19 protein-coding genes are annotated in these 20,908 nt (G+C 68.7%); 13 read left to right on the plus strand and 6 right to left on the minus strand.

The annotated features are described in order from the left end of the window. Positions 1–15 precede the first annotated feature (15 nt). From FRANCCI3_RS05910 to FRANCCI3_RS05930, 5 genes are all read left to right on the plus strand, one after another. Positions 16–867: a RibD family protein gene (locus tag FRANCCI3_RS05910; protein ID WP_011435627.1), complete on the plus strand. Its 852-nt coding sequence runs from the start codon at positions 16–18 to the stop codon at positions 865–867. Positions 868–927: 60 nt separating this feature from the next. After that, entirely contained in the window at positions 928–1,143 is a 216-nt protein-coding gene (locus FRANCCI3_RS05915; protein WP_011435628.1) for a hypothetical protein, read from the plus strand. 191 nt (positions 1,144–1,334) lie between these two features. Further along, positions 1,335–4,022, plus strand: coding sequence for an ATP-binding cassette domain-containing protein (locus FRANCCI3_RS05920; RefSeq protein WP_011435629.1), 2,688 nt, complete (start codon positions 1,335–1,337; stop codon positions 4,020–4,022). Positions 4,023–4,227: 205 nt separating this feature from the next. Beyond that, positions 4,228–5,466: a glycosyltransferase family 4 protein gene (locus FRANCCI3_RS05925; RefSeq protein WP_011435630.1), complete on the plus strand. Its 1,239-nt coding sequence runs from the start codon at positions 4,228–4,230 to the stop codon at positions 5,464–5,466. Between the two features lie 68 nt (positions 5,467–5,534). Continuing rightward, positions 5,535–6,476 carry a dihydroorotate oxidase gene (locus FRANCCI3_RS05930; RefSeq protein ID WP_011435631.1) on the plus strand — a complete coding sequence of 314 codons (942 nt, stop codon included), beginning with the start codon at positions 5,535–5,537 and terminating at the stop codon, positions 6,474–6,476. Positions 6,477–6,557: 81 nt separating this feature from the next. On the opposite strand, the gene FRANCCI3_RS05935 is transcribed toward FRANCCI3_RS05930, so the two are convergent. Further along, the gene (locus FRANCCI3_RS05935; RefSeq protein ID WP_011435632.1) at positions 6,558–7,109 is read right to left on the minus strand and encodes a DUF3291 domain-containing protein; all 552 of its coding nucleotides are present in this window, start codon (positions 7,107–7,109) and stop codon (positions 6,558–6,560) included. 515 nt (positions 7,110–7,624) lie between these two features. Between FRANCCI3_RS05935 and FRANCCI3_RS05940 the strand changes: the two genes are divergently transcribed. Then, positions 7,625–8,080 carry a hypothetical protein gene (locus FRANCCI3_RS05940; protein ID WP_011435633.1) on the plus strand — a complete coding sequence of 152 codons (456 nt, stop codon included), beginning with the start codon at positions 7,625–7,627 and terminating at the stop codon, positions 8,078–8,080. A gap of 217 nt (positions 8,081–8,297) precedes the next feature. Here the strand turns inward: FRANCCI3_RS05940 and FRANCCI3_RS05945 are convergent, their stop codons facing one another. The 4 genes from FRANCCI3_RS05945 to FRANCCI3_RS05960 all read right to left on the minus strand — a co-directional run bounded on the left by FRANCCI3_RS05945 (position 8,298) and on the right by FRANCCI3_RS05960 (position 12,390). Further along, entirely contained in the window at positions 8,298–9,209 is a 912-nt protein-coding gene (locus FRANCCI3_RS05945; RefSeq protein ID WP_011435634.1) for a class I SAM-dependent methyltransferase, read from the minus strand. A 103-nt stretch (positions 9,210–9,312) separates the two neighbouring features. Then, positions 9,313–10,596 carry an ISAs1 family transposase gene (locus FRANCCI3_RS05950; protein WP_049760812.1) on the minus strand — a complete coding sequence of 428 codons (1,284 nt, stop codon included), beginning with the start codon at positions 10,594–10,596 and terminating at the stop codon, positions 9,313–9,315. 300 nt (positions 10,597–10,896) lie between these two features. Beyond that, on the minus strand, positions 10,897–11,892 hold the full coding sequence (locus tag FRANCCI3_RS05955) for a hypothetical protein (RefSeq protein WP_131728965.1): 996 nt from the start codon (positions 11,890–11,892) through the stop codon (positions 10,897–10,899). 225 nt (positions 11,893–12,117) lie between these two features. Further along, on the minus strand, positions 12,118–12,390 hold the full coding sequence (locus FRANCCI3_RS05960) for a hypothetical protein (protein WP_049760852.1): 273 nt from the start codon (positions 12,388–12,390) through the stop codon (positions 12,118–12,120). On the opposite strand from FRANCCI3_RS05960, the gene FRANCCI3_RS05965 reads away from it, so the two are divergent. The 3 genes from FRANCCI3_RS05965 to FRANCCI3_RS26020 all read left to right on the plus strand — a co-directional run bounded on the left by FRANCCI3_RS05965 (position 12,389) and on the right by FRANCCI3_RS26020 (position 15,030). After that, on the plus strand, positions 12,389–12,724 hold the full coding sequence (locus FRANCCI3_RS05965) for an enoyl-CoA hydratase-related protein (RefSeq protein WP_023840467.1): 336 nt from the start codon (positions 12,389–12,391) through the stop codon (positions 12,722–12,724). The two genes, FRANCCI3_RS05960 and FRANCCI3_RS05965, sit on opposite strands and share 2 nt — an antisense overlap. 30 nt (positions 12,725–12,754) lie before the next feature. Continuing rightward, on the plus strand, positions 12,755–13,879 hold the full coding sequence (locus tag FRANCCI3_RS05970; protein ID WP_198030948.1) for an acyl-CoA dehydrogenase family protein: 1,125 nt from the start codon (positions 12,755–12,757) through the stop codon (positions 13,877–13,879). Between the two features lie 833 nt (positions 13,880–14,712). Beyond that, positions 14,713–15,030: a helix-turn-helix transcriptional regulator gene (locus tag FRANCCI3_RS26020; protein ID WP_083503464.1), complete on the plus strand. Its 318-nt coding sequence runs from the start codon at positions 14,713–14,715 to the stop codon at positions 15,028–15,030. Here the strand turns inward: FRANCCI3_RS26020 and FRANCCI3_RS05975 are convergent. Then, a complete protein-coding gene (locus FRANCCI3_RS05975) occupies positions 15,019–16,239 on the minus strand; it encodes a tetratricopeptide repeat protein (protein ID WP_131728966.1) in 1,221 nt (406 codons plus the stop codon). The two genes, FRANCCI3_RS26020 and FRANCCI3_RS05975, sit on opposite strands and share 12 nt — an antisense overlap. A gap of 603 nt (positions 16,240–16,842) precedes the next feature. On the opposite strand from FRANCCI3_RS05975, the gene FRANCCI3_RS05980 reads away from it, so the two are divergent. From FRANCCI3_RS05980 to FRANCCI3_RS05995, 4 genes are all read left to right on the plus strand, one after another. Beyond that, positions 16,843–17,427 (plus strand): hypothetical protein, encoded by a 585-nt coding sequence (locus FRANCCI3_RS05980; protein WP_236701547.1) that lies wholly within the window; start codon positions 16,843–16,845, stop codon positions 17,425–17,427. After that, positions 17,424–17,858, plus strand: coding sequence for a hypothetical protein (locus FRANCCI3_RS05985; protein ID WP_011435641.1), 435 nt, complete (start codon positions 17,424–17,426; stop codon positions 17,856–17,858). The genes FRANCCI3_RS05980 and FRANCCI3_RS05985 overlap by 4 nt, the downstream gene beginning before the upstream one ends. After that, on the plus strand, positions 17,855–18,163 hold the full coding sequence (locus tag FRANCCI3_RS05990) for an HNH endonuclease (protein ID WP_011435642.1): 309 nt from the start codon (positions 17,855–17,857) through the stop codon (positions 18,161–18,163). Before FRANCCI3_RS05985 ends, FRANCCI3_RS05990 begins: the two co-directional genes overlap by 4 nt. A 705-nt stretch (positions 18,164–18,868) precedes the next feature. Beyond that, positions 18,869–20,506, plus strand: a complete 1,638-nt coding sequence (locus FRANCCI3_RS05995) for a hypothetical protein (protein WP_011435643.1) — start codon at positions 18,869–18,871, stop codon at positions 20,504–20,506. Positions 20,507–20,908: the final 402 nt, after the last annotated feature.

The following is a 20,908-nucleotide window of genomic DNA, read 5'->3' on the forward strand; positions in this document are numbered from 1 at the left end:
GGGATGATGGTCGTCATGGGAATGAGCCGGCGTGTCGACGATGACACTGTCGACAGTGTCATCGTCGACAATGACACTGTGGGCCAAGGCGCTGTTGCTGGCCGGCCGTACGTCATCTGCAGCTGCGCGATGTCGTTGGATGGGCACATCGACGACAGCTCGGCTGAGCGGATGATCCTCTCCAGTGCCGCCGATCTCGACCGGGTGGACGAGGTGCGTGCCGGCTGTGACGCGATCCTCGTCGGCGCGGCCACTGTCCGGCGGGACAATCCCCGTCTCGCCGTGCGCGCGCAGCACCGTCGGGTGGCGCGAGAGGCGGCCGGACGCCCGCCCACGCCGATCAAGGTCGTGCTGTCCGGCGGGGGAGACCTCGATCCGAGCGCTCGGCTGTTCACCGCCGACCCGGTCGAGACGATCATCTACCGTCGGGCTGGATCATCGTTGGCGATCGCCGAGCCGACCTCGTCTCCCGAGCCGACCTCGTCTCCCGAGCCGTCGACGCCGCAATCGGCGCCGGCTGCGATCCGCACCGCGCCCGCTACCCGCGCCGCGCGCGTCATCCTGGTCGAACTCCCCGGTCGGCCCCGGGTCGAGGTCGCCGCCATCCTGACCGATCTCGCCCGGCGTGGCGTCCGTCGGCTGCTGGTGGAGGGTGGTACCTCGCTGCATACGGCCTTCCTCACCGCCGGCCTGGTCGACGAGCTGCATCTCACCGTCGCCCCGTTCTTCGTCGGCGAGCGCGATGCGCCGACCTTCGTGGGACCGGGGGTCTTCCCCAACGACGTCCACTCGCCCCTTCGCCTTGCCGAGGTCCGACAACTCGACGATGTGGTTTTTCTTCGGTATCTGGCACCGACGTCTCACTAAGCGCCGTGGTCCGGCGGCTCGATCGCTTCCGGGCCGGCGCGGATCAGCAACGCCGGCCAGGTGGCAGGCTTTCGCCCCCATCGCGGGGACGTCGTCGGCTGGGCCCAGGCCGCCGATCGGACGATGCACGCGGTCGTCTGGCGGGGTCGGAGGATCATCGATCTTGGGACGCTGGGCGGCCGCGGCAGCCTGGCGACGGCGGTCAACAACCGCGGTCAGGCCGTCGGTTCCGCCCGCCTGCCCGACGGCGGCACCCGTGCGGCCCGCTGGAACTGATTCGATTTCCACCACCCGCCCACCACATTTCCTCGTTCCCCGGACCGGTCGGTGTCCGGGTCCAGCACGCTCCAACCCGTCGTGGCCCGTCTCATGGCCGTCAGCTTTCGGACATGTTGCGGAAGGGGCAGGAAAATTCCCTCTGTACAGGCACACTATGGTGCGTCTGGCGATCGAAGGAGCGAGGGAGAGTGCTGGTGGTTCCGACCCCGCTTCATGTCACCACCCCCGCGGGGGAGGTGACGCTCACCGGAGACAAGCCGGTCGTGGTGGGGCGGGCCCGTGCGGCCGACATTGTGATCAACGATGGCCGGGTGTCGCGCCGGCATCTGGTGCTGCATCCCGACGTCGGCGGATGGCGGATCGAGGACATCAGCGCCAACGGTCTGTGGCGGGATGGCTGCCGTGTGGGCGGTCTCGCCGTCTCCGGGGAGCTTCGGCTCCGGCTCGGCGCGGTGGACGGACCCGAGGTGGTGCTCGTTCCGCGTCCGGCCCCGCCGATGATCCCGCCGACCGCGCCGACCCACAGCCCGGGCGGGGCGCCCATCCCCCTTGCCGGCCCGTCGCCCTCGTCTTGGCCGTCGCCGTCGCTGCCATCGCCGCCGGGCGCGGCGGTGCCGGGCATGGAATGGTGGTCCGAACCGGCGCCGGGCGCTGCGTCGGCGCCCGTCCCGTCGGCGCCCGCGCAGTCGGGCGGGCCCGACCCGGCCGTGGGGCAGGCGACGATGGTGCACGACCGGCGGCGCGTGTATCCGCTGACGATCGGACGGGTGCGGATGGGCCGCTCCCGCGACAACGACATCAACGTGGGCGACCTGCTTGCCTCCCGCCATCACGCCGAGCTGCATATCTCGGTGGCCGGCGTCGAGCTCATCGACCTCGCCTCCGCCAACGGCACCTTCGTCAACGGCCACCGGGTCACCCGGGCACGGGTGATACAACGCGACATCATCGCCATCGGCCATCATCTGTTCCAGCTCGAGGGAAACTCGCTCGTCGAATACGTCGACTCCGGTGACGTGGCCTTCGAGGCGCAGGCGCTGTCGGTGTGGGCCGGCACCAAGCAGCTCATGCACGACATGACCTTCCGGCTGCCGGGCCGTTCCCTGCTCGGTGTCGTCGGACCGAGCGGGGCCGGCAAGTCCACGCTGCTCAACGCTCTCACCGGCTTCCGACCGGCGGACCAGGGATCGGTGATCTACGCGGGACGTGACCTCTACGCCGAGTACGACGAGTTGCGACGCCGGATCGGGTACGTGCCGCAGGCCGACCCGCTGCATGACCAGCTGACCGTGCGTGAGGCTCTGGTATACGGCTCGGAACTGCGTTTCCCCGCCGACACCACCGCCAAGGAGCGGCGGGCCCGGGTGGAGGAGGTCATCGGCCAGCTTGGACTGACCGCGCACGCCGACACACCGGTCTCCCGGCTCTCCGGCGGCCAGAAGAAGCGCACCAGCGTCGCGCTGGAGCTGCTCACCCGGCCCTCTTTGCTGTTCCTGGACGAGCCGACCTCCGGTCTGGACCCGGCCAATGACCAGTCCGTGATGGAAACCCTGCGGGGCCTGGCGAAGGGCGGCGGCGCCGGCTCCGGCGACGAGACCGGCCGGACCGTCATCGTCGTCACCCACAGTGTGCTGTTCCTGGACCTGTGCGACTTCATCCTCGTGCTCGCGCCCGGCGGGCACGTGGCCTACTTCGGGCCGGCGGATGGGGCGCTGCGCTTCTTCGGCAAGGAGGACTTCCGCGAGTTCGCGGCGGTGTTCCGCGAGCTCGAGGCCACTCCGGGCGAGGAGATGGCGGAGCGGTTCCGGGACTCGGAGTTCTTCGTACCCTCCGCGATCGTGGCGCCCGCGGTGCGCAAGGCACCGCCGGAGCTGCCCAGCGTGCGCCAGCAGCCGGTCCGGGCCCAGCTCGCGACGCTGACTCGACGGTACTGGCGGGTCGTGCTCGCCGACCGGTCGTACTTACGGCTGATCATCGCCTTCCCGTTCCTGCTCGGCGTCGTCCCGCAGGTGATCCGCGCCCCGGACGGGCTGCGTGCGTTACCCCAGGCACCGAACACCGACGCGACGAAGGTCCTCCTCGTTCTGGTGCTGTGTGCCTGTTTCATGGGCATGGCCAACTCGGTCCGGGAGATCGTCAAGGAGCGGCCGATCTACCGGCGGGAACGCACGATCGGGCTGTCCCGCACCGCCTACCTTGGATCGAAGATCATTCTGCTGACCGGGATCACCACCGCCCAGTGTCTTGTCTTCACCCTGATCGGGCTGGTGGGCCGGACCCCGCCGAGGGCGGTCGTGCTCGGCTCGCCGGTGCTGGAGTGTCTGATCGCGGTGGGGGTCGCGGCGCTCGCCTCGATGATGATCGGTCTGCTGGTCTCGACGCTGATCGACAACGCGGACAAGACCATGCCGATCCTGGTCCTGGTCACGATGGGTCAGCTGGTGTTCTCCGGGGGACTGACCTCGCTGGTCGGGCGTCCCGTGCTGGCGCAGATCAGCCTGCTCGTCCCGGCTCGCTGGGGGTTCGCGGCCCTGGCGTCCACGGACGATCTCAACGACGTCAGCAAGTTCGGTAACGAGACCCTGCGGACCGACCCGACCGACGGGCTGTGGAAGCACAGCGTGACGATCTGGGTCCTCGACATCGTGATCTGCGTGCTGATCGGTGTCGTGGCACTGATCCTCACTGCCGTCATGCTGCGCCGGATCGAACCGAAGGTCACCCGGCCGACGGGTGCCGGGCCAGGGCCGGCCACTGGTCCGGGTTCGGGTTCGGGAGGGTTGTCGGGAGGGTTGTCGGGTCCGCGGCTGTATGGCACCGGGGTTCCCCCGGCGCACGGTTCCAGGACCGGTCGGTCCATGCCGCTGCGCGGCTGAGCGGTCAGTCCTCCCCGTAGCCCACGCCCCGGAGCAGGTATCCCGGCGATCTCCCTCGCGAGCCGGGCCGTGAGGGGGACCGCTATGCCCCTATATGTGGGTCGACGTGGCGCGAGTGGCCGCAAATCCAAAACCCCCCGCAGCGACCGGTTATCGTAGCGATAAGGTGAGCCGACCGAAGTTCGCTCGCGGTGGGGGATTGGGTATGGAGATCGTCTTCTTGTGCGAGCAGTATCCGCCGATCATCTGGGACGGGGCGGGAGTCTACACACACGACATCGCTCACGCCCTGGTCGCGCTCGGTCATCGGGTTCATATCCTTTGCGCCCAGGGGCGCTACCGCACGGACGAAGATCATGACGGAGTGATGGTGCACCGGCGGCCGCTCCTGCGGTTGCCCGTCACCAGGTTTCTCGGTCCGCTCGGCCGGTCGTTTCAGGGGGAGAACCATCCTCGCGATTCGCTCTCCCTGCGGTTCGTTCTCGCGGTCTCCTATGCTTTTTGGCTGCGTCGTCTCGGTCTGCGTCCCGACGTGATCGAGACTCAGGACGGCGAGACCCGGGGCCTGCGTACCGCCCTGCGCCGCGATATTCCCCTCGTGATCCACCTGCACACCCCGACGATGATGGACGTGCGTCTGCGGGACGGCCGGCTGCACGGCAGGGGCGCGGTGGCCGACCGGATCGACCGGTTCTCCGCGCTGCGCGCCGACGCGCGCACCGCTCCCTCCGAGCTGATCGTCACCACGCTGCGCGGTTTCGGCTGGCTGGATAAGGACACCGACGCGGACGTCATTCCTTACCCGTTCGACCGGTCCCCGTACATGGAGGTGGCTTCGCCCCGGCACACCGACCCGACGTTGCTCGTCGTCGGACGGCTCGAATGGCGCAAGGGGCTGGACGTCCTGATCGAGGCGGCCGCGCTGCTGAAGAAACGGGGTGTCGAGGTAACGGTGGTCTTCGCCGGTCAGTCCTCGGGCACGATCGAGGGCGTGGCGACCGGGACCTGGCTGGAGCAGCAGGCGGTCAAACTCGGCGTCACCTGCCGTTTCGCCGGCCACCTGACCCGTCCCGAGCTGGTCAAGGCCTATGAGGAGGCACGGGTGGTCGTCGTGCCGAGCCGGTTCGAGAGCTTCTCCATCGCGGGTCTCGAAGGAATGGCCTCGGGACGCCCGGTCGTCGCGACCGCGACGACCGGGGTGGCCACCTGGGTGGCGAAATGGAAGGGCGGCACGGTCGTTCCGCCGGAGGACGCCCCCGCACTCGCCGACGCCCTGGAACCTTTCCTCACCGACCCGGAGCTCGCGGAGACGGTGGGTGCCCGCGGTCGGGTCGGCACCGCCGAGCTCGAGCCGCTGCGTATCGCCGCCCTGCGGGAGAAGGTCTACCAGAAGGCCATCGACCGTTTGCGGGCGCGCCACGGAAAAACCTCCGCCGTGGCATGAGGGTAGCGACCCGGATCATCGATTGCCGGTCACGAACCTGATCCAGGCGAAAACCCTAGGGTAGGGTCATGAGCGGTCTGTGCGGTGTCTCCCTGGAACATCCGATCATGAACGCGGCTGGCACCTGCAAGACCGCCGAGGATGTCGAGACGTTCGCCCGGTCGGCGGTCTCGATGATCGTCGTTGGTTCGATTACCCGGGAACCGCGGTCAGGTAACTCCGGCAACGTCTACTGGCCCGGCCGGGTCTACTCGTTGAACGCGCTCGGGCTTCCCAACCGCGGGCTGGACTACTATGCCGCGCATCTGCCCGGTATGGTGCGGCGCGCTCACCGGGCGGGCAAGCCGTTGACCGTCAGCGTCGCCGGGTTCGGTGTTGACGAGTACCGCGAGATCTCCGCGGTCGTGGCGCGGACCGGGGTCGACCTGATCGAACTGAACCTGGCCTGCCCGAACATCTGGGACGGCGGAACGCAGAAACGCATCGCCTGCTTCGATCCCGGGCACACCGCGACGATCTGCACGGCGGTGGGCGACACGCTGGTGGCGCAGGCTGGTGCCGATCCGGCCCGACGCGTCCCCTACGGAGTCAAGATCTCGCCGTTCTCCGATCCGTCGGCCCTGGTGGAGCTCGCAACGGTGATCGATGAGGTTGCCGCGCGTCCCGGTGGCCCGCGGTTTGTCACGGCGGTGAACACCTTCCCCAACGCCTTCGCCGTTGACGATGCGCACCGACCAGTCGTCGACGTCGAGCTCGCCGGTATGAGCGGGCCGGCGCTCAAGCCCGTCGGGCTCGGTCAGGTGCGCCAGCTACGCCGCCTGCTCCCGGAGAGTGTGGACATCATCGGGGTTGGGGGTGTGACCGGCGGTCGTGACGTCGCCGACTACCTGCTGGCCGGGGCCACCGCGGTCCAGGCCGCCACCGCGTTCTGGAACCGTGCGGAGGATCCGGCCGTCTTCGGTGCCATTCTGTCCGACTGGATCGACCACACCGACCCGGCCGTCCCCTGAAAAGGGTTTCATGCGTGTTTTCCGTATATCTTCCCGACATATTTTTTTCACGTCCTCGGCACGGGAGCCTGTCGCGCCGGATCAGCCTCCGGCTGCCGCGTTTCTCGGTGCCGCTCGGCCCGGCTGCTCGGCGGTGTTCTCCGGGCCGTTTCCCGGGACCAGGGAGATCCGCCGGTCCGGCGGTGGAAACGTCAGCCGGAACGTGAAGGCGGTGGCGGTCGGGCCGTGGGCCCGCAGGTGACGAACCCGGTCCTCGGCCTCGTCCGTCCCCGGCCGATGCCCGGCGGGTACCCACCACAGGGCGTTGGTCGTCCGCTGGATGGGATGAAACCACTCGCGCCGACGGTGTAGGAACGCCCCGTGGCCGCTATGGAAGACGAAGTTGGCCAGTGCCTCCACCGACTCCCACACGGTCAGGTTCACGATGATCGCATGGTCGCCGTCGCCCTCCCACACGAACGTGCGCACGGCGGTGTCGCCATCCTCGGGCCGCGGGCGCCAGACGACACCAGACTGCCGGTCGCCGAGCGTGTTGGTGGGGGTGAGACCGGCGACGAAGTCGGTCAGCGCGGAGGAGCCGGGCGGCGCGAGCAGTCGGGCGATGTTCACCTGGGCCAGATGGTAACCCGTCATGAAGGCAGCCTAGGGAGGTTGTCGCGCCGCCGCCAGGAATATCGGTCAATTACCGGTCGATCATGATCGGCGAGTCGGCGGGTGCAATTTCTACCAGTTTTTCGATGCCGATCGGAACAGCCAGCGAACAGTAACCCCGCCACGAACGGGCCGGCTGATGCCGATGCCTCCCGATCGGCGCCCCATCGTGGGGCTGTCAGATGATCCGTCAGGTGGTGTCGCCGTCGAGGACTCCGCTGGAGCCACCCGGATGGACTCACCCGAGTCGATCATGCGCGCCTCCCACCTATTGGCAACGGCGACGCTACTCTCCGTAGTCGGAGGTGCCGGGAGGGGAAGATCCCAGGATCCCGGGGCGGGCTGTGTCACTTACGTGGAAGCGCGTTTCTCCGCGGAAATCAGCCTGAGTGCGGATCGCTCGAGCTCGGCCGGTGATCCAATTTCGGTTCTCGCTGGCCGAAATGGCCTCCACCGCCGGCAGTATTTGGTCATTTTCTATTAGCCATGGGGGAATCATGGGAAGTTCCGCAAGGAGAAAAGCCGCAGTTGTCGCTCTGTCCACGACGGCGGCTCTGGTCGTCGCCGCGGGGCCCGCGGCCACGAGCGCGTTGGCCTTCGATGGTCACGACGGCCCGAAGGACAAGCACGTCACCAAGCACGTCGTCAAGGAGCACTGGACCAAGATTCGCTGGGAGAAGGAGAGCTGGGACAAGAAGGTCTGGGAGGCCAAGGACAAGAAGGGCCGGGACGACAAGGACAAGAAGGACTGGGACGGTAAGGACAAGAAGGACTGGGACGGTAAGGACAAGAAGGGCCGGGACGACAAGGACAAGAAGGACTGGGACGGTAAGGACAAGAAGGGACGGGACGACAAGCACAAGAAGGACTGGGACGGTAAGGACAAGAAGGGCCGGGACGACAAGGGTGGGCACCAGAAGGACGACTGGGACTGGAACTGGGACTGGGCCTGAGCTGACGAGAGGACCTGGACGGAGCGCCACTGAAATATGGCGAACCGCTAGGAGAAACGTGTAGCGGCGTTGGCGAGGGTGTCCGGAACGGATTCCGATCGGCAATGCCCGCCCGGGTTCTTTGGCCGGCGCGGTGCCGGACACCATGGCGCTGCGGTGTCCGGCACTCACGTTTCATGGCCATCACGCGCGGGTGGCGGGAATGTGGCGCTCCGGCTTACCTCCGGCGGGCGAGGATGCGGTAGGCGTTCGACCGGCTGCCGGCGGTCAGATAAGGCCGGCTCATCGCGTCCAGGGCCAGGCCTGCCACGAATGCGGGGACCATGGCGGCCGCGGTCAGCGCCCGGACCCTCCGCGGGCGGCCCGGCTCCTCCTCGGTGCGCCACGCTGAGGACGGTGACGGCGCGACAGTCTGGAGCAGCCCGTACAGGGCCATCACCGGGTCCCCCCGCTGATGGACGTCACCGAACCGGATCTCCTGGACCGCGAAGCCACGTTCGCTCAGGGCAGCCGCCAGATTGGCCGCCGGCATAAGGTGCTGATGTTGCGGAATCAGCCATCCCGGCCACAGTTGGCGGTACATACGGGCCGCGGGGCTCTCCGGATTCGGTACCTCGAGCAGCAGATGGCGGCCCGGGGCCAGCGCGAGTGCGGCGGCATCCAGTTCGGCCAGCGGATCCCGGGTGTGTTCGAGGTAGTGGAACATGCTGATGACGTCGTACTGGTCAGCCAGATCGGCGGCGATATCGGGAAATAATCCGCGGTAGGCCCGATCCACCCAGCGTCGGCGTTCCGCCTCCTCGATGCCCGCCCCGATGTCGAGTGCGTCGAACGACGTCGTCGGCCAGACCGTTCTCGCCACGTTACAGAAATGTCCATGGCCGCCTCCCACGTCCAACCAGCGACGGGGCGTCGGTATCGACAGGCTGGCCCGGTGGAGATAAGGGCCCGGGCTGAATCCGAAGACCTCCTCGATCATGGCGGCGCCGAGCCCGTCGTAGAAGTCCCGGTAGTAGAAGTCCAGACCTTCGAAGGAGAGTCGGGGATTCTGGAAGACGTGGCCGCAGTCGCCGCACCGGTCGTAGCGGAACCGGCCGGGCTTCCCCTGGGAGACGTCGCGGCCATTCATGCGTACGGAGAGGTCGTTTCCGCCGCACCACGGGCAGGTCGTGCGAGGCGACTCGAGGAACCGGTCAAGACCGCCGGCGAGCTCCCCAGGGTGACCCGCAAAGTCATTGATGCAGGTCAGCGGGGTTGTCGAGAGTGAGGATGGCCAGGAGCAGGGCGTTGTCGTGTCGGATTCTGCGGATGGTCGGGGCGATGCGGTTATGGCCAGCGAGGCGAATCAGCCCGATGATCAGGTTACGGAGTGTGGTCATGATGCGGGGCAGTGGGCCGGTCCGAACCCGCGAGGCATCCTCACGGAACGTCACATCGCGCACCCAGTGGACCTTGTTCTCGATCGTCCAATGCCCTCGGGCGTAGCCCGCGAGATCAGCGGGTGTGACCGCGTCGAGGGTGAGGCTCGTCAGGACGTGGACCGTGACAGTGCTCGGGATCGTCCGGGTGACCCGGGCCCGGCCCGTGCCGGTGGTCACGGTCCGCCGGACATGACGGCGGATCCGCGCCACGGTGCGGGCGTGGGGATAGCGGGCACGGATCGCCTCGCTGGCCTGGGCCAGCTGGATGGTGCGTCGTTCGAACCGTCCATGGGCCCTGCCCTCGGCGCTGTGCCCGATCGGGATCTTCGTCCAGTCGGTCGCCTGGTGGCAGTCGACCGACAACGCCGGGGTGTTCGCCTTCACCGTGAACACGAAGTGCGCTCCCAGCTCGGTGACGATCAGGTCGGCGTGGGCGCGGGTCGTGTGCAACGCATCAGCGGTTACCACCACCCCATCCAGCGGATCATGGGAATGCAGTTCGCGGAGCAGCGGTGCGAACGCGGTGACCTCGTTCGTCTTCGCGCCGACCTCATGCTCGGCGAGCACCACACCCGTGCCGTGTTCGGCGACCGCGAGCAGGTGCGGTGCCCGCCCCTCAGGCCCAGCCGCGCCACGCAGGGTCTTCCCGTCGACCGCGACCACCCGCCGCCCACCACCACGGGCCTGGCGGGCGCGGGCCGCGGCGAACATCCCGACCGCCCTCGCCAGCGCCGAGCTGTCCACCGCGGACAGGACCCGGATCATCGTGTCCACCGACGGTGCCTGCGGCTGCCCGGTCACCGGATGGACCCGCGCCCCGAGAGCGGTCAGGACCTGCGTCGGGGCGTGCGCAGCCCAGGCCGCGATCTCCTCCACCGACTTCTCCCCCGCGGCGACCGCTGCGGCGGACAGTCCCAGGATCACCGGGAGCCGGTGACGTATCCCTCGCGGGTCCCGCGGGTCAGGCACCCCGGCGAGTACGTCGGCGAGCCCCTGCACCTCACCGCCGTGCGCCCCCAGGACCCGCAGCGACCGCCGCATCCGGACCAGCTGCCCCGACCCGGCCTGTCCGAGATCGGTGGGAGTGACGGGCATGCGAGACTGGACCGGCAACGGGGCTCCCTACGGCTGGTGATCTAGGCAATCCCCGTCCTACCGGGACCCCGTTGCCTCACCGCAGCCACCCTCACCGTGGTGGCCCGCCGTTGTTCCCCCGGACCCCACGGCCCCACCGCCCCACCCACCCCACCGGCTGTCACAGAACGTCATCGGTGGCGTTTCCGCCGGCGCCGGAACCCACCCTCACACGCGCTACTCACAGCGACGAAACAGCAGCCGGGCCCGGATCCTCACACCACCACCGGCCCCAGCCCCCCGCACCCCGTCTCACACCGTCTACCTGCACAAACAGACTTTGCGGGTCACCCTGGCGAGCTCCCGCCGGTACTGGGATCTCTTCTCGGCGATCTCCGTGGGGGTGAGCCTGCCCGCCGTTCTGATCGGTCGCGGAGCCCGCGGGCACGTCGCCGGGTCCGGGCCGATGGTCGGTGCGCCGAGAAGATCACGGGTTCGGCTCGGCATCCCCACCAGCTGGAGGAGGGCGCCGCGTCGCCGCGTCAGCATGCTGCGCCGCAGCGTCCCGGGCGTCACCAATAGTCGGCTACCGCCCACGGCGACCGGCTGCAGCCAGGACATCGTCACCGCCGCGAGTGCCGCGAGCGGGTTGCTGGTAGCCCCGAGCAGGATGGCGGCGTCCCGCAGCGCGGGCAGCACCCGTCTGGCGGGCTCCCACGCATAGGCGGCGCGGTGCACGGACAGCCGGGTGCGCCCGTCGTCCGGCTCGGCACCGACCAGGCCGGGCAGCACGGCGAGGTCGGTGGACGCGGCGGCGTGCCGTTTGCACGTCTCGAGCACGGCCACGAGCTCGGCCTCGGTGAGGTCGGTGAGGTCGGTGAGATCGGTGCTGTCCGCGGTGGTGAGGCCGGTGCGGGCCAGCACCTCTGCATCGACGAGCACCGCTTGGAAGGCACCGCGACCGCGGGCCAGCCGGGCTGACCGGTAGGTGGACGGGTCGACCATCCGCGCCAGGTCGAGGATCCGGTGCGCCGACATCTCGGCCGGGACCAGGTCGAGGACCTCGCAGCCGTGCCGACGCGCGTACGCGTCGGCCGCGCGGCGATGCTCGGGGCCGAGACGCACTCCGGAAGCGAGGAGGAGGACGTACGGCGGACGCTGCGCGTGAGGGTCGTCCGAGCCGGGCGCGCCCCCCGGGGGCCCATGGTCCACCGATTCGATGACGTCGATGGCACCTACCCGGCCGCGCAGCCGGATGCTGTTGAGGCCGATCCCCACACACGCGGCTACCGGGAGCCAGCCACGACGCCTCACCATCGGCCTCCTCTGAATATTTGATCCGCATCCGGTCCGCTGTCGGGAAGCCCCCGCAAAATACCTCTTGCCTCCGAATTGCAGCCGAAGCTTCACCGACCGCTCCGCGCTGCGCGGCTGAACCGGGTGGTCAGGCTGAACCGGGGCGGAACACGCAGCTGGGTTCGGCCGCACCCGCCGCGGCACGGGAGAACGTCACCGCAGGCACGCCGGAGCCCTGCGTCAGGGTCACGGGACTGGTCTGATTTTGATCTCCAGCTCTGGCGGTGGTCCGGCGGTGGGCGCGTCCTGGGCGAGGCGGTTCCAGAACTGCTCGACCATGGGTTGCAGCGGGCGAGGGCCGAGTTCGCGGATCAGGATGCCCAGCGCCTGGGTGTGCTCTGGATCGGGCTTGGTGGAAATGCCGGCGGCACGTAGGTCGCGGACCTGGCTGAGGGTGAGGTCGGCGAGCAGGATGATCAGCTGACCGTTTGTATAGCCTGCCGTACCGTCGGACAGCATGAGTATCCGAGAAGCCGTCATCGTCAACACCGCGTCGACCGCGGCCTTTGCAAGGCAGATCGGCCAGACCGCCTACTCCGCCTCGAAGGGCGGGCTGCCCGAGGTGACCCTCGGGGTGATCCCGGGCGCGGGCGGCACCCAGCGGCTGGTGCACGCGGCCGGCAAGGCCACGGCGATGCGGATGCTGCTCACCGGCGAGCCGATCATCGCCGCCGACGCGCTCGCCGACGCGCTCGCCGCCAGGCTGGCCGCCGAGGTCGTCCCCGACACCGGAACCCTTGCCACCGCGACGAAAATCGCCGAACGGATCACCGACAACTTTACCGGCCACTGAGGACAGACTATGACCTACCGATCATCGTGGATGACCGAGGAGCTCGACCAGCTCCAAAACCTCACCCGCACCTTCCTGGCCAAGGAATCCGAACCCAACCACGGGCGGTGGACCGAGCAGCACGCGGTCGACCGCGAGTTCTGGAACAAGGCCGGCGAGATCGGCCTGCTGTGCATCAGCTGCCCCATTGAGTACGGCGGCGGTGGCGGCACGTTCGCGCACGAGGCCGTGGTGTTGCGCGAGCAGGGCTACATCGCCGACGACTGCTGGGCCTACCTGGTGCACAGCCCGATCGTCGCGCACTACATCAACGCCTACGGCAACCACGAGCAGAAGCAGCGCTGGCTGCCCAGACTGGCGTCCGGTGAGTTCGTCGGCGCGATCGCGATGACCGAACCGGGCACCGGTAGCGACCTGCAGGCCGTGCGCACCACCGCCCGGCGTGAGGGTGACCATTACGTGATCAACGGTGCAAAGACGTTCATCACCAACGGTACCCACTGTGACCTGCTCATCATCGTGGCCCGCACCGGCAACGCGCCCGGCGGCAGAGGGCTGTCGCTGATCGTGGCGGAAACCCAGGGGCTGCCGGGGTTCGAACGCGGCCGGGTGCTGCAGAAGATCGGCGCGATGGGCACCGACACCCGCGAGCTGGCCTTCACCGACATGCGGGTGCCTGCGGTCAACCTGCTCGGTCCGGCCGAGGGCCAAGGCTTCGTGCAGCTGGTACAGCAGCTGCCGCAGGAACGGCTGTCCATCGCGGTGAATGCCGCGGCCGCCGCCGAACACGCCGTCGACTTGGCCATCGCCTACGCCAAGGAGCGCACGGCGTTCGGCAAACCCCTGCTGGAATTCCAGAACACCCGGTTCGTGCTCGCCGAGTGCCGTACCGAAGCGCTGGCGCTGCGCACCTTCATCGACCACTGCATCACCGAGCATGTGGCCGGCCGGCTCGACGGAGCAACCGCGTCCATGGCCAAATACCTGGCCACCGACAAGCAGTGCGAGATCGTCGACCGCTGCCTACAGATCTTCGGCGGCTACGGCTACATGACCGAGTACCCCATCGCCCGCATGTACGCCGCCGCCCGCGTCCAGAGGATCTACGGCGGCACCAACGAAATCATGAAGGAGCTCATCGCCCGCTCCCTCTGACCGGCAAGAGACCAACCACGCCTGGAGCCGGGTCTGTTCGGTACGTGGGGGGTTCGGGGGGTTCGGCCCGCCCGGTGGACATGGCGGAACGACAAGGTCCGCCTCCGCGCGGACACGGTTTGCCTGGAGCCGGGTCTGTTCGGTACGTGGGGGGTTCGGGGGGTTCGGCCCGCCCGGTGGACATGGCGGAACGACAAGGTCCGCCTCCGCGCGGACACGGTTTGCCTGGAGCCGGGTCTGTTCGGTACGTGGGGGGTTCGGGGGGTTCGGCCCGCCCGGTGGACATGGCGGAACGACAAGGTCCGCCTCCGCGCGGACACGGTTGACCCAGAGTGGAGCGGGTGACCGGGATCGAACCGGCATGGCCAGCTTGGAAGGTTGATCGCGGGCCTGTACGACCGCCACCAGCCCGACCGCAGAGTGCCACGAACGGCACTGAGTGCCCTCTAGGCCGCCCACCTACTGGCCCGTAGATGGCCTGCCGGATCGCTACCGAGTAGGGCGTCTCCGGGCTGCTCAGGGCCTCGCGTTCGTCCCGCTTGTAAGCCACATCGTCACGGAAGGTAGTGGCCGGCAGTCTGCTAGCGCTAGCACCTACACCTGCTATCGCTAGCAGGTGCGCTAGCAGTCCGCAGGCCGCCTGAGCAGCAGGCTAGCGGCTAGCAGGCTGACAGCTTTCCTCCCATCGACCCGCCAGGAGCCGCCTCATGCACCCTCATGTCACTCCTGCTAGCGGCGCGACGCCGCATCGCGAGCTGTCACCCTCGGCAACATCGGACGGAACCGCACCGTTGCCGTTTGGCGACGCCTCGCCCATCGGGGAAGATGGCCCGGTGACCGCAGGATCGCCTGACCCGGACCTCGAATGGTGGACGACGTCCGACGTGGCTGAGTACCTCGGTGTCCGCGTTGGCACGGTCAGCAGCTACCGGATACGCGGCCAGATGCCAGAACCCGACCGGACGATCGGACGCACGCACGTTTGGCGGCCGCAACGCATCCTCGAATGGCACGCCGGACGTACCCGTGTAGGTGTTGGGGGACGCGCTCGAAGCGGCGCGACTTCCGCACCAGACGAGCAGGCGTCGGGCGAGCTGCAAACTGATCCGGAATCGGAGATCGGCGAATTTGAGGTGAATTCAGGTGATTGATTTGGAGAGGGCCTCTACTCGCTCGTTAAATTCCTGCACCACCGACAATCTGTGATACGGTACAAGATGCTGTCTTACCTGCTTTACGTGCCCGACGCAGCGCGCTGAATCAACCTCATTCGTGAGAGCGTCAATCGCCTGGTTGCCAATTGCGCATGCACTGTCCGGATCACCCTGTTGAGCGTAGGTGTCAGCCAACAGGGCTTGACGCAAAGCCCCTTCCCGAGTGTCTGGACCTCCTGTAACACCGGTAGACAGGGACAGGTGGTCGCGGGCACGCTCCCAATCCCCAAGGCGCATGTAGCAGTAGCCAACCTGCTCATTCATCTGAGCCTCATTGAACCAGTAGGACCACGGTGGTTCTCCGTGACCGGGAGGATTTCCGCCGAAGACGTCGAAGGCGGCATCGATTGCCCGGCGCGTCTCGACCGCGTCTTTCAGGTTCGCGTACGCCTGGGCGGCCCTCATGTTCAGGATTGCCGAAACTGTCGGGCTGGTACCGGCGTAGCCTGTTCTCGCGCTGTCTGCGAATCTCGCTGACTCGGTGAACTGGCCGATGTCCTTCGCCTGGCAACTCATGAACCCGAGGATGTTCGCGCCGAGCGCGCGGTCTCCGGCGGTGTGGGCGCTGCGCAGCCCTGCGGTGAAAAAGCGTTGCGCTTGACCGTGGCGCCCCGCGTCAAACGAGAGCCACCCCGCCAGGCGCAGAAGCTCGGCAAGCATTCCGTAAAGGTCTCGGCTCACCGAGTCGGTGTAGCGGCCGTTCTTCAGAAGGTCGGTGACATAGGATGCCTGGCTGCGGACTACTTGCACCAGGGGGCCGCTCCCGATCTGGTCGTCCATGCGGCGAAGCTCGTCTGTGATACGGCGCAGGTTGTCCACGATCGATGTTCCAACGAATCTCCCTGATTGACTCGAAAGATCGTTCGATGGCCGCGCAATGAGCCATTCATGTGCAGGAGAGGTGAGGGTGGAACCCGAAAGAACAAGAAATTGCCTTCGGTCCATTGGACTTCCCTCCGAGACTTCGGCTACTGCCGATAGTGTACCGTCCGGAGTCCATAGCCCCGTAGGGCTGGCGTCAACCTCTGCCTGATTTTTATTCTCGCTGGAAGTCTCCCGAGAATCTGCCCGCCGACCGTCGGCGGACAGCAGCATCCGGAATTGCTCCCGGACGTTGAAGGGCGCGCGCGCCAACGCGGCATCCAAGATTTCCTGAGCGGCAGGCCGCGGCACGACCTCTGGACGTGCCCGCCAGTTGGCGACGGTCCGAGCGGCTACGCCTAGGTGAGCCGCGAACCCCTCGTTGGACATCCTCAGCGCCTCACGCAGTGCGTCAGCCCGCGCTCCGGTCCACGATGCGACGACGTCCACGGTCACGCCCCGAGCTGCACTGGCGATGCACTAACGGTGCATCGCCAGTGCGCCGGTGGTGCATGGTCGTTCCCGTCGCCACCCGCTTGACTTGAGTACATGAGGTCACCGCCTGCAGCCCGACGCCTACGCCTCCCCGAGTAGACCATGCGAACCGTCGCAGATCAGACGTTTTACCCAAGCGTGCGACAACGATCGGACACTCTGAGTTGATATCGATCACGGAAAGTTATGCGCCCCGTCGGTTGACGAGTACTGAGTTGTTCAGTACTGTCAGTCCACGAAAGGCCCCGAGGAGCGGCAACTCCTCGGGGCTGGTGCACCGAACGCCCTGGTGAGAGGAACCGAACGATGCTTCTTGAGCGTACTTCCGCGCGTCCGGTCGGGTCGATGCCCGCGGGTAGTCCTGTCGGGGGTCGCCCTGTTGGTGGTCCGCCGATGTTCGAGGAGGGGGAGTACGGGCCGACCCGTGGCTACCTGTCCGCGCGAGTGCCGCTGACGTACGCGGTGATGGTGGCCGCGCTGGTCGATGCCGACGTCATCGGCTGGGATGACGTGGCTACCCCGGAGCTGGTGCGGTACGAGGTGGAGTACCAGGTTGCCGCCCGCGGGATGACGGCGGTGTACCAGACCTGGCAACGGCTGGCGGACGCCAACGTGCGCGGGGACGAGTGGGTGATGCTTTGCCGCCGGGCCGTGCTCGACATGCTGATCGCCGAGGGTGTTCCGTCCGGCGTCGACGAGCTCACCGCCGGTGAGATGGCCGCCGCGCTGATGGTGCACAGCGACCTGTACGCCGAGCACCTGTCCACCCCGGTCGATGTCCGCCGGGAGCTGACCCGCCTGGCTTACAGCTACGGGGTTGACGCTCTGCGCAGGACCGCTGCTTCCCTGGCCGGGGAGCCCTACCGGGTCCTCGCTCCCGCCTCCGACGCCGAGGCCCACGCCTGGCCGGCGTTCTGCCGCCGGGCCGTGGCCGGCATGCTCGCCGCCGACATCCGCGCCTTGGCGGGTGTGCGGTGAGCATCCCGGCCCTGGAGCATGCCGCGCCGCCGGCCGGGGGCGTCCCGGTGCCCGCCGGCTACCCGGCGGGGGATGTCGCAGCGGCGTTGCGGTGGCTTGCCGCCGAGGCGCTGCGTCTGCACGACCTGGTCGTCAACGCCGCCGACGCTGTCCCGGCTTCGGCGGTGGGGGAGCTGGGTCTGACGGCCAGCGACGTGCGCCGGTTGTGCGAGGACCGGAAGTGGAGCACTGGCCGTCTCATCGTCGAACTGCGCCGCGCCGCCGGGCGCCGTGGGGTGAGGCTTCCGGACAACGACAGCGTGAAGCGGACCGTGAGACGCTGGCGCAACGGCCACACTGCCGGCCTGTCGCCGTTCTACGCCGATCTGCTTTCCGACGTGTTCGGCTCCGCGTTCACCTCCCGCCCGCCGTTGCAGGCGGTGGCCCGGTGAGCGTCGGGAACCCGTCGACCCGCCGGCACCTGTTCGCCGCGTTCGGGGGCCGGTGCGGCTACTGCCTGACCGCCGCCGCCGATCATCTCGATCACCTCGTGCCGCGCGCCGCCGGGGGCACGAACAGCCGCTTCAACCTGATCCCGGCGTGCACCCCGTGCGGGACGTCGAAGGGTGCGCTGTCGGTCGCGGAGTGGGTGGCGCGCCGCGCCGCCGGCACCCTGACGACCGGCGCCGGTGCGCCGCCGGTGCCGGTGTACCGGGTGCCGATGAAGCCGGTGAACCACCGCCCCATCGCGGCCTGACCTCCGGCCGGTCGTCACGTGACGGCCGACGGGAACCCGATCCGCAGGTCGATCGGCAACCGGCCGGCACCCCGATCTGGACGTGTACGGCCCATTCGATCCGACTGTCGGTCCTGAGCTGGGCGGATCGACCCCGCGCGACCCTGCCCGGGTCGATCCGACCTGAGCGCCTACCGGTACGCCCTCCTTCCTGTCACCGAAAGGTGTTGCTCGCATGCCCCGATCCAGTCCGCCCCCGCCGCGGGCGTTGCCCGATCCGTTGCGCCCGTCCGACACCGACCGTAACCGGCTCGGGGACGGCAAGAGTCCCAAGAGTCTCACCAGCGGCCCCGCCCGGGACCCGATCCGCCCCGTTGGTGCTGGTCACCGGGGGGCCGGTAGGGACCGTGGGACTCTTGGGACTCTTGGGACTCTTACTCACCGTGACCCCCGCGGCCCGGGGGGCGGGAAGGACAGGTACCGCCCCGCACGGGCGGTACCGCACCGCACTCCGGCCCCGTCGGCCGCTGTCCCGCCCCACACGGCGGGGGAGACGAGATGCCCCCTCCCCCCGATCGGCACGCCGTGCGCGGTGCTGATCGTTGGGCGGGCGACCGCGCCGCGGGGTGACTTGCGGGTGGCTGGTCCGGCTGGACAGCGGCGCAACGCCGGGGGGGAGGGGCATCTCACTGCGGTGCCCCGCCGCCGCGGTGGTGGTGGCGTGCGATGAGCGGCGACCACGGCGACCCGACCGGTGCGCGCCGGTCGCGGCACCTGCACGTGGCGGTGCCGCCCGGTGGGCACGGTGACTCCGTGCCCGGGAAGGCGACCACTGCGGTTCCGGTCGACGTCCCGCACCAGCACGAGCACGAGCACAACCCGCATGACGAGCACGAGTCTGTGCCGGACGACGGCGGGTCGGGGTCACAGGCAACCCGGCTGGTTGCTCTGGCCCGGGAGCGGTACCGGGTCGTGCGCGGCAGCGACGGACGCGCCTACGCCGTTGACCTGGCCGGGCCGATGATCGCCCTGTCGCTGCGGGGCCGCGACGGTCTACGGACGCGTCTGGCCACGGCCTACTACGACCGGTTCGGGTCGACGCCGGGGGGCGGTGCGCTGTCCGACGCGCTGACCGTGCTGGAAGGCGCCGCCGCCGAAGCCGAACCGGAAGCGGTCGGTCTGCGGGTCGCTGCCACCGTCGACGGTGGGATCGTGCTCGACCTGGGCACCGTCGACGGTCGCTGTGTGCAGGTCGACGCGCACGGCTGGACCGTGCTGGAACGCTCCCCGGTGCTGTTTCGCCGGACCGCGCTCACCAGCCCGTTGCCGATCCCGGCCCGGCCTGGTGACCTGGCCGCCCTGCGCGGGCTGGTGAACGTGTCCGAGGCCGGGTTCCGGCTGCTGGTCGGGTGGCTGGTTGCCGCGTTCCTACCCGACATCCCGCACCCGATCCTGGTCCTCACCGGCGAGCAAGGTACGGCGAAGTCCACCGCGGCCCGGATCACCGTGTGCCTACTGGACCCTTCCCCGGCGCCGTTGCGCTCCGCCCCCCGCGATGCGCGGCAGTGGTCGATCACCGCGTCCGCGTCGTGGGTGGTCGCACTCGACAACGTCTCCGGGGTCGCGCCGTGGTTCTCCGACACCCTGTGCAAGGCCGTGACCGGTGACGGCATGGTCGACCGGGCCCTGTACACCGACGACGACGTCACCGTCATCTCCTACCGCCGGGTGCTAGCCATGACCTCGATCGACGCCGGAGACCTGGCCGGCGACCTCGCCGAACGCATCCTCCCGTTGGAACTCACCCGGATCGACCCGGCCCGGCGCCGAACCGATGGCGAGATCTCCGCCGCCTACGACGCCGCCCGCCCCACCGTCCTGGCCGCGCTGCTGGACCTGCTGTCCCAGGTTCTCGCCACGCTGCCCGGCGTGCGGGTGGACGAGCTGCCCCGGATGGCGGACTTCGCCCGGGTCCTGGCCGCCCTCGACACCGTCACCGGCTGGACGACCCTGCCCGACTACACCACCGCCGCGGCCGACCTGGCCGCCGCCGTCGTGGCCGCTGACCCGGTCGCCGAGGCCATCCGCCGGCACCTGGCCAAAGTCGGTGCTTTCACCGGCACCGCCGAAGCGCTCTACGCGAACCTTCCCGCCCCCGACCCCCGGCCGCGGACCTGGCCGCGCTCCGCCCGTGGGATGTCCGGCGCCGCACGCCGCGTGGCACCCGCCCTACGCGCCCAAGGCGTCACGGTCGACTTCACCCGCAGTCGCGACATCCAACGTCAACGGCTCATCCACCTGGCCTACGACAGTTCTGCGATTCAACCGTCCGAACCGTCCAAACCGTCCAAGGACCCCCGGTGACCAGCACAAACGCGCTGGACGGTTGGCCGCGCCGATCGTCCAGTCCCGCCCGCCGACCGTCCAATCCGTCACGCACCTGGACGGTTGCCCGCTCGATTGGACGATCGTCTGTCCCCAACCGTCCAGCCCTGGCACCCATGCTGACCTGCGGAAACGTCGATGCCTGGACGGTCTGGACGGTTCGGACGGTCGTTTCCGCACTCTGTTGAAGGACACGCCCATGAACCCGACCGCGCTCGCCGACCAACTCACCGCCGCCACCCGCGACGCCCGCCGCCACCTCGACACCCTCCTGAAGATCCTGCGGGAGCCGGCGGCGGCCCAATGACCGCCCGTCAGGGGTTGTGGACTCCCGACCTCGCCGACGACTCTCTCGATCCGCAGGTCAGCGAGACCGCGATC

The organism is Frankia casuarinae (assembly GCF_000013345.1).
Classification (GTDB): domain Bacteria; phylum Actinomycetota; class Actinomycetes; order Frankiales; family Frankiaceae; genus Frankia; species Frankia casuarinae.

Excerpts from the sequence above, each read along its gene's own strand:
- FRANCCI3_RS05980 (WP_236701547.1), top strand. The coding sequence starts at position 16,843 with ATGTTCGAGGAGGGGGAGTACGGGCCGACCCGTGGCTACCTGTCCGCG.
- FRANCCI3_RS05995 (WP_011435643.1), top strand. The coding sequence starts at position 18,869 with ATGAGCGGCGACCACGGCGACCCGACCGGTGCGCGCCGGTCGCGGCAC.
- FRANCCI3_RS05950 (WP_049760812.1), bottom strand. The coding sequence starts at position 10,596 with ATGCCCGTCACTCCCACCGATCTCGGACAGGCCGGGTCGGGGCAGCTG.
- FRANCCI3_RS05970 (WP_198030948.1), top strand. The coding sequence starts at position 12,755 with ATGACCGAGGAGCTCGACCAGCTCCAAAACCTCACCCGCACCTTCCTG.
- FRANCCI3_RS05925 (WP_011435630.1), top strand. The coding sequence starts at position 4,228 with ATGGAGATCGTCTTCTTGTGCGAGCAGTATCCGCCGATCATCTGGGAC.
- FRANCCI3_RS05965 (WP_023840467.1), top strand. The coding sequence starts at position 12,389 with ATGAGTATCCGAGAAGCCGTCATCGTCAACACCGCGTCGACCGCGGCC.
- FRANCCI3_RS05945 (WP_011435634.1), bottom strand. The coding sequence starts at position 9,209 with ATGAATGGCCGCGACGTCTCCCAGGGGAAGCCCGGCCGGTTCCGCTAC.
- FRANCCI3_RS05940 (WP_011435633.1), top strand. The coding sequence starts at position 7,625 with ATGGGAAGTTCCGCAAGGAGAAAAGCCGCAGTTGTCGCTCTGTCCACG.
- FRANCCI3_RS05930 (WP_011435631.1), top strand. The coding sequence starts at position 5,535 with ATGAGCGGTCTGTGCGGTGTCTCCCTGGAACATCCGATCATGAACGCG.
- FRANCCI3_RS05955 (WP_131728965.1), bottom strand. The coding sequence starts at position 11,892 with ATGGTGAGGCGTCGTGGCTGGCTCCCGGTAGCCGCGTGTGTGGGGATC.
- FRANCCI3_RS05935 (WP_011435632.1), bottom strand. The coding sequence starts at position 7,109 with ATGACGGGTTACCATCTGGCCCAGGTGAACATCGCCCGACTGCTCGCG.
- FRANCCI3_RS05960 (WP_049760852.1), bottom strand. The coding sequence starts at position 12,390 with ATGCTGTCCGACGGTACGGCAGGCTATACAAACGGTCAGCTGATCATC.
- FRANCCI3_RS05910 (WP_011435627.1), top strand. The coding sequence starts at position 16 with ATGGGAATGAGCCGGCGTGTCGACGATGACACTGTCGACAGTGTCATC.